Source organism: uncultured Nisaea sp., from assembly GCF_963974195.1.
Taxonomy (GTDB): Bacteria; Pseudomonadota; Alphaproteobacteria; order Thalassobaculales; family Thalassobaculaceae; genus Nisaea.
Window position 1 is genome coordinate 1 of record NZ_CAXBDC010000175.1, and the last position, 5,141, is coordinate 5,141.

The 5,141-nt window shown below is 56.1% G+C and carries 7 protein-coding genes; 4 read left to right on the top strand and 3 right to left on the bottom strand.

Translation table 11 applies throughout. From position 1 onward, the window contains the following. Nucleotides 1–150 precede the first annotated feature (150 nt). Both AAC126_RS21675 and AAC126_RS21680 read left to right on the top strand, forming a co-directional pair. Entirely contained in the window at nt 151–549 is a 399-nt protein-coding gene (locus AAC126_RS21675; RefSeq protein WP_339857432.1) for a hypothetical protein, read from the top strand. 122 nt (nt 550–671) lie between these two features. After that, nucleotides 672–1,697, top strand: a complete 1,026-nt coding sequence (locus tag AAC126_RS21680) for a tetratricopeptide repeat protein (RefSeq protein WP_339857434.1) — start codon at nt 672–674, stop codon at nt 1,695–1,697. A gap of 57 nt (nt 1,698–1,754) precedes the next feature. On the opposite strand, the gene AAC126_RS21685 is transcribed toward AAC126_RS21680, so the two are convergent. Genes AAC126_RS21685 through AAC126_RS21695 form a run of 3 tightly spaced genes read right to left on the bottom strand, consistent with a single transcriptional unit; the run spans nt 1,755 to nt 3,626 of the window. Further along, complete coding sequence (locus AAC126_RS21685; protein WP_339857436.1) at nt 1,755–2,201, bottom strand: hypothetical protein; 447 nt, start codon at nt 2,199–2,201, stop codon at nt 1,755–1,757. 1 nt (nt 2,202) lies between these two features. After that, nucleotides 2,203–2,538 (bottom strand): rod-binding protein, encoded by a 336-nt coding sequence (locus AAC126_RS21690; RefSeq protein WP_339857438.1) that lies wholly within the window; start codon nt 2,536–2,538, stop codon nt 2,203–2,205. An 11-nt stretch (nt 2,539–2,549) separates the two neighbouring features. Next, nucleotides 2,550–3,626 (bottom strand): flagellar basal body P-ring protein FlgI, encoded by a 1,077-nt coding sequence (locus tag AAC126_RS21695; RefSeq protein ID WP_339857440.1) that lies wholly within the window; start codon nt 3,624–3,626, stop codon nt 2,550–2,552. Nucleotides 3,627–3,927: 301 nt separating this feature from the next. On the opposite strand from AAC126_RS21695, the gene AAC126_RS21700 reads away from it, so the two are divergent. Then, nucleotides 3,928–4,350 carry a flagellar assembly protein FliX gene (locus AAC126_RS21700; protein WP_339857442.1) on the top strand — a complete coding sequence of 141 codons (423 nt, stop codon included), beginning with the start codon at nt 3,928–3,930 and terminating at the stop codon, nt 4,348–4,350. Nucleotides 4,351–4,526: 176 nt separating this feature from the next. Next, nucleotides 4,527–4,943, top strand: a complete 417-nt coding sequence (gene dksA, locus AAC126_RS21705; RefSeq protein ID WP_339857444.1) for an RNA polymerase-binding protein DksA — start codon at nt 4,527–4,529, stop codon at nt 4,941–4,943. The last annotated feature ends 198 nt before the right edge of the window (nt 4,944–5,141 follow it).

Genomic DNA, 5,141 nt, shown 5'->3' on the forward strand with positions numbered 1-5,141 from the left:
TAACTTCGATGATTCCGCTGTAATGCCGCGAATTTTGTCTAAATTGTTCTCTAATGTGTGAGGGACTCGACATTCTTTCTGTCGAGTGCTATATACATTTAAAGTTGCCGACAAAAAGGCAGGTTCGTTCACTCCAGAATGGAGATGGTCATGGTCGAAATCCTCTCCGGGGCGACCGCCGCACAATCAGTTGCGAAAACCGTCCCGTTGCCGCCGCTTCAAGCGACGAGCGCCAACGCTGCCACTGTTTCCAAGAGTGTTTCCTCTGATTTTTATCTGAGTCCGGTGATCAGGTTTGATCCGGAGTCTCTCCGTGTGATTTTTGAGCTTCGCGACAGCCAGTCGGGTGAAGTGACGAAGCAGTTTCCGCCCGAGAGTGTTGTGAGAGAACATCAGAAAAGTGCTGACCTTGCGCAAGAGCCTGCGGAAACCTCACGTCAGGCTTCAGACGCCGGCACATCTTCCGATGCGAACACTGTTCGTAGTCAGGAAACCGGCGAGTCGCCTCCGAATACAGGCGCAGAGCAGGAAGTTGATGTTCTGATCTGATTGGATCGCAGGCTTGCGTAATCGGTGCGACTGGCGTTGATGAGCGATAAAAGGGCGAGGACATTAGGTCTGGCGCCCTTTATTCATGTTCAGGCAATAATTTTTGAGTGGATGTAAGGTGGTTGCCAGAGGCGAACGTTTCCGGAAATTCCCCTACAGTTCCAACTATGCTAGGAACTCAGTGTGTGGGTTTGAGTGTTTCGATGGGGGATTCCAGCGTGGCGAATGAAGACGCGATCAATGAATTGCTGAAACGCGGTATCAGCCATCATGAAGCCGACGAGGTTGTTGAGGCGCGCAACATATATGTCGAGATCCTTGAACGGGATCCGCAAAACCATCGGGCACTGGATCTTGCGGGTTTGCTCTGCATGCAGTGCGATGAGCTTGACGCTGCTGCGGATTTCTTCGCTTCGGCCATCGAACTCGATCCTGAATCCGGCCGGTATCTCTGCCATGCGGGCACTCTTGAATTGCACCAGGGCAATTTTGAAAGAGCGACTGAGCTGTTGCTGAAGGCGATTGAAAACGATCCTGAAATCAGTGAATCGTTTCTTTCTCTTGCGCTGGTTTACCGGGCGGAAAAGAAAATCGGAGATGCAATCGCCGTTATTGAAAGCGGGCTGTCCCACGAGCCGGATAACAGCCGTTTGCTGACGTGGCGTGGTGTTCTTGAGGTCGATCGGGAAGATCTTCCGAGTGCTGCCGAGTTTCTGCATCAGGCGATCGATGCCGATCATGATAATATCGAAGCGATGGTCACGCTTGGTAATGTCATGGTGGAGCTTGATGAACTTGATGTGGCACAACGCTGCTACACCTCCGTCAAGGAGCGTATACCGGAGGATATAGGAACCCGGTGCCGTCTTTCCGTTCTGCTCAAGCGCCTGGGCAAACGCGATGAAGCTGTCAGGGAACTTGAAGAGGCCTTCGCCGAGGCCCCGGCGGAAAGCGAGACCTTCAATGAAATCGCTCTGCTGTTTGAATCCCTCGGGCAGGATGACGATGCGATCGTCGCGGCCGAACGGGCGGTCGCTCTAGATGCGGGTAACGCGGCGAGTTTTAAATTGCTTGCGCGGCTTCATGAGAAAGCCGGTAACGAAGAAGCGGCTAAAGAGGCCAAAGACCGGTCGTCCGCTCTTTCCTGAGTGCATCTCCCTTGGCTAACCGCATGCCATGCATAATGGGTGCGGTTAGCGCTCTTATCAGAGACTTTTGCTGACGGCCGCGATCGGCTGGGCGAGCGGCGCATAAGCTGCATAGCCTGTCCGGGGCTTGCCAAAGCTTGGTGCATCCGCATCGATACCGCGCTGCTTGCGAACCGATTCCATGATCAGTGAGACAACCCGTTCCGCGGCATCGTGACTGGAGCGCAGCGCCAGCATGTTGTCCGACAGGGCACAGCGGAACCGCTGATAGAGATTCCGCAGCTCTGTCCGGTCGTCATCCGGCACGTTGTCCAGAACTTCCGGATGCGCGCGTACGGCTGTCTGATGCTTGTCGAAAGACAGGGAGAGCTGGCGCTTGCGGGCCTGGAGCTTGTCCAGTGTCTTGAATTCGCGTTTTTTCAGCAGCGCGGTCTCTTCATTCAAGAGCTTCATCAACCCGATCATGCTCTCTCGGAAAGCCTCGACGATGGAATGATCAGGCATATCAATTTACCTCCTGCAGAGAGATCAACTGGCGTTCGATGTTATCGGCAAGTCCGATGCCACCGGTGCCGGCCATTTGTTTGCCATACTCGTCGACCAAGAGGTCGCGGTAGATGTTTTCGGCCTGGCCGCCTCCGAACAGCGGGTTGCTTTCCATTCCCTTGAACATGTGTCCGAGCATCTGGCTGATGAAGATGCCTTCGAATTCCTCGGCGGCATGGCGAATAGCCGTCTTGTCGCCACCTGCGGCCTGAAGTTTCTGGACCGCGGCGTTCGTACGGGCACTTTGTGCCTGGGCGCTGGCGGCGGCGGAGTCAGTGAGGGATGTGGTTTGCATCATTCCGCTCCTTAAAGGACTTCTATTTCGGCTTGCAGGGCGCCTGCCGCCTTGATGGCCTGCAGGATCGAGATCAGGTCGCGGGGACCAATGCCGAGAGCGTTAAGCCCATCGACGAGTTCCTGGAGGGTCACGCTTTGTGCGAGGACGGAGAGCTGCTTGTCTTCGTCCTGATCGATCTCGATCTGGGTCCTTGGAACCGTGACGGTCTCGCCGGTCTGTGCGAAAGGCTGAGGCTGCGAGACCTGCGGTGTTTCCGTGATCCGGATTGTCAGATTGCCCTGGGCGATCGCGACCGTGCTGATCCGCACATTCTCGCCCATCACGATAATGCCCGTGGTCTCGTTGATCACGACCTTCGCGGCAATATCGGGGGTCACGCGCAGCTGTTCCACGTCGGTGATCAGGGCGACGGCATTGCCCCGGTAGTTTTCAGGAACGATCATCCGGACCGAGGCGAGATCGTTCGCCTGGGAGATCGGCAAGCCGATAAAGGCGTTGATGGCCTGGGATATTCTGCGCGCCGTCGTGAAATCCGGATTCTTGAGAGCGATTGTGACGGTTTCCATGCTCTTCATCGAGAAGGAGATTTCCCGCTCGATGATCGCACCATTGGCGATCCGGCCGTTGGTCGGCACACCTTGCGTGACGGTCTGCCCGTCACCAGCGGCAGAAATTGCCCCTGTCGCGATTGGCCCCTGGGCGACGGCATAAACTTCTCCGTCCGCTCCGACCAGCGGGGTCACCAGCAAGGTGCCGCCCAGCAGATCTTCGGCATCGCCGATGGCGGAAATGGAGACGTCAATACGGCTGCCCTGTTTGGAGAAGGGGGGCAGGGTCGCGGTCACCATGACGGCGGCGACATTGTCTGTATCGAGATTGTCGTCGCGGGCATTGACGCCGAGACGTTCGAGCATGCCGACGAGGCTTTCCCGGGTGAAGATCGCGCTGTCGAGCGCATCGCCGGTACCGTTCAGGCCGACCACAAGGCCGTAACCGACCAGTATGTTTTCCCGAACGCCTTCGAAATCGACGATGTCCTTGATGCGGGTCTGGCCGTGCGCATGTTGCGCCGGCGCGACAATCATCAAAGCTGCCGTGGCCAGCAGGCCAAGGATTGAGCTTATGAAAAGCGATGAGCGGGTCTTTTTGATTTCTTGGGGCCGCATCTCTATCGGTTCCTCGTGTTCTCTTGGGCCGCTTCCGGACCCTAGTCGACAGGCATTATGCGAATATCGTGCCAATTGTTGTGTGACGCTGTGCCGGATCTGCTGAGATGGCTGCGTAACGGCTTTGCATCGGGTGAACAGGCTGAAACCGTGAGGCTTTATTCGCTATGACGCTGTCTTAACGATAGTGTATGACTCGGGAACAGGTAGGGTTTGCAGTATGAAAATAGATCCATCACGCCGCGTCAGTACCCCCGCCACCCGCAAAACCTCCAAGTCGGGCGGTGCAAGTGGGACACAATTTTCCGGCCTTCTGGACGGTGCCGGGGAAAGCACGTCCGCGCAGGGCGGCAGCCCCGCGATGTCCGTCGACGGGCTTCTTGCCGTTCAGGAAGCAAACGCTGATGGCCGGGGCCGGGGAAAGCAGGGCGCGGAACGCGGAGAAGACCTGTTGTCCCGGCTGGAACGGATTCGCGACGGCCTCCTTATGGGGGCAATCCCGGAATCTGAATTGCGCTCTCTTGCAACCAGTATCAGTACGACACGAGAGCGGAATTTCACCGATCCCCGGCTGGGCGAAATACTGGATGAAATCGAGCTTCGGGCACGGGTCGAACTTGCAAAACTCGGTACTTTTTTGTGATTTTGTGCCCTTATTTCAAATTTCTTGAATTATTTCAATGCATTGTGGGTTTGAAAAGTCGCGCGCTTAATCTGAAAACAGAGGGTTGAAACCTAGTGGGGGCCGGACATATACTCCGGCCGCTCGAAAAGGGCAGAAAGCTTGCCTTTCATCAGCCTTTGTCGTGGAGGACCGGGATGAGCGTCACTTTGCCGCCGGACTATACGCCGTCGGAAGACGAAGAGTTTATGAATTCAAAGCAGCAGGAATATTTCCGGCAAAAGCTGCTGAAGTGGCGGGCTGAGCTTCTGCACGAAGCGAACGAGACGCTGAGCCACTTGACCCAGGAAAATCTGCAGAAGCCGGATATGGCTGATCGCGCCTCGCTCGAGACGGATCATCAGATCGAACTGCGAACCCGGGATCGTGAACGTAAGCTGATCAGCAAGATCGATGCGGCGATTCAGCGAATCGAAGACGGCAATTACGGATATTGCGAAGAGACGGATGAGCCGATCGGCTTGCGACGCCTTGAGGCACGTCCGATTGCGACCTTGAGCCTTGAGGCTCAGGAGCGTCATGAGCGCCTTGAACGGACACATCGCGACGACTGACTGCGTTTCATCCGTATGAAATCATAAAAAAGCGGGCCGTTCCCTTTGGAGCGGCCCGCTTTTGTTTTTTGCTTATGTCCCTGACGTGATCGACGCGCGATCAGAGTAGAACCGGGCGGTAAATTTTACCGCCCGGTTTTGCAGGATCAGAAGGGCATCAGGATTTCGAGAGCCTGGGCACCGTAGCGCTGCTGCTGC